The organism is Mameliella sp. AT18, assembly GCF_028807275.1.
GTDB classification, from domain to species: Bacteria; Pseudomonadota; Alphaproteobacteria; order Rhodobacterales; family Rhodobacteraceae; genus Antarctobacter; species Antarctobacter albus.
In genome coordinates this window covers 1-1,952 of the sequence record NZ_JARAMO010000232.1, presented here as the reverse complement: position 1 = coordinate 1,952, position 1,952 = coordinate 1, and the positions used below count along the sequence as shown (strand labels likewise).

General features: G+C 52.8%; 1 pseudogene. It reads left to right on the top strand.

The annotated features are described in order from the left end of the window. Positions 1–240 (top strand): annotated as a pseudogene (locus tag PVW46_RS20725) (6-hydroxynicotinate 3-monooxygenase); the annotation flags it as partial. Positions 241–1,952 lie beyond the last annotated feature (1,712 nt).

Sequence of the window (1,952 nt, the reverse complement as noted above, 5' to 3'; positions counted from 1 at the left end):
ATGGCCCAGGGCGCCTGCATGGCGATCGAGGATGCGGTCGTTCTGGCCCGTGCGCTCTGCGACGGTCCGGAGACTGTGCCCGAGGCGCTGAAGGCCTACGAGGACGCCCGCCGCGACCGCACGGCGGCGATCCAGCGCGGCTCGCTGGCGAACGAATGGCTCAAGGAAGGCGGGAACGCCGATTGGGTCTATGGCTATCACGCCTGGACGGCACCGCTGGGCGAACCGGCGCCCGTGTGACGGGCGGCGCGACGCGAAATCAACAGGGGCGCTGATGTCAGCGCCCCTGTTGCGACAATCCTGACAGTGGCCTAACGAAGTCCATTCTCTAGCCACGGCTTTCGAGCCGACGTGGCCGCTATTGTTGCATTTCAAATGGCAGATAAGCGGGATGAAGCTGACTTTTGCTTCAACCACGACACTGGACACTTCCAAGATTGACCATGCGCGAGGAGCGGGCTTTTCCAAGTTGGCCGCTTTCAGAGCAAAGGCGCCTCCAAGAGGACCTTAGTCACTCACTTGAACGCCTCGGCGGCACTTACCGAAACCAGCCATACTTCTTTTCCTCAAAAACAATGTACGAGTACCCCTGACACCTATTGGATGACCAGGTGATACCCCGCCGATGCGCTTGGAAAACGATCGCTCTGGCCCCCTCCAAGCTCGAGTGCCTTGAATCCAGCCTTAGATCCCCTCTTTTTGGCGGTCTGTAGTATGGGACAGCATTCAATTTTTGACTAAGATCGTTGCCAAACGTTGACTCTATCGGGGGAACATCTCCGTAAAAAAACACCACATAAAGAAGTGGTCGATCAGAAATAAAGACAGAAATGACAGGGTCATTTATCGTCAAGTCCAATTCAGAAAGCGCAAAGCCCAAGCTGCAATCCAAATCCCTCCTAGTCAACTGTTTTCTCGACAACCTCTCAAAGGCGTCAAGCCAATCCTGCGGATAATCAGAATGTTGAAAGACTGCGCCGTGCGTATCTGACAAACCCATCTCACCCAGACGATCGACTTGAATGGAGCGCGTGACAACGCCCCCAAAAAACTCAGCGTAGGCACTAACACGCGAGTGATACATTAGCCCGTCTATAATGGCGTAAACCAAAAAAAATAGCACAACGACAAAACTCGCGACCAATATTACAGCTTGCCTCACTTCCGCTCTCCCATCAACACCTTACGAATTCCCTTGGGCGCCTACCCGATCCCATCTGCGTGTTGAAGGACCGTTGTTCGGACTGCGCCAGTTCAGCGCCTCGTTGATCGCCCGTCGCCATCAGCATCAAAAACAGAACGCCATCACCCGAAACCGCCAGGGACGTGCGGTTCTTCAAACCATCGCGATTACTGCAGAGGAACGACGTGGATTGTGAGATTTCAGCAGTCTCGATACCCTCAATTGTTGCTGCTGCCACCATCGCCTGAACCCTAAGTCAGGTCGAAACCGAAGCGTCGACCATCTGCTTTACAATCTTTCTCGTTAGCGTTCGCTGTGACTTGACTGACAGAATCTTGTCAGCAATTTCAATGACCTCTAGGGCGCCGCTGGCAAGCCTCCTTTGGGTCGAATACGCACCATTTGCAAGCCTTGCACCAATGATCTTGCCACGAACAACGTAGTCCGGCGAGGGTCTATTTGCTTCGAGCACCCCGCTATCAAAATGTGCGCGTGAACCTCAAATATGCTACGAAAAGACCCAAACAAAACAGTGCAAATAAGGCGAGCGATTGCAGGATAGATACCAATTTATTCATGGACTTGCGTTCAAGATATCTTGCGTAAAACCACCCAAAAAAATACCTCAGACCTGTCATTGCTTTACGTCTCCATCAGATCAAAAGCACTGCTTCCGGTTCAATACACCCTCGCTTGATCTGTTAACAATGGCCTCCAACCCGCAATCGAAGGACTGTTTCCTTAGGGTCAGGACCCATTGATTTGGTTG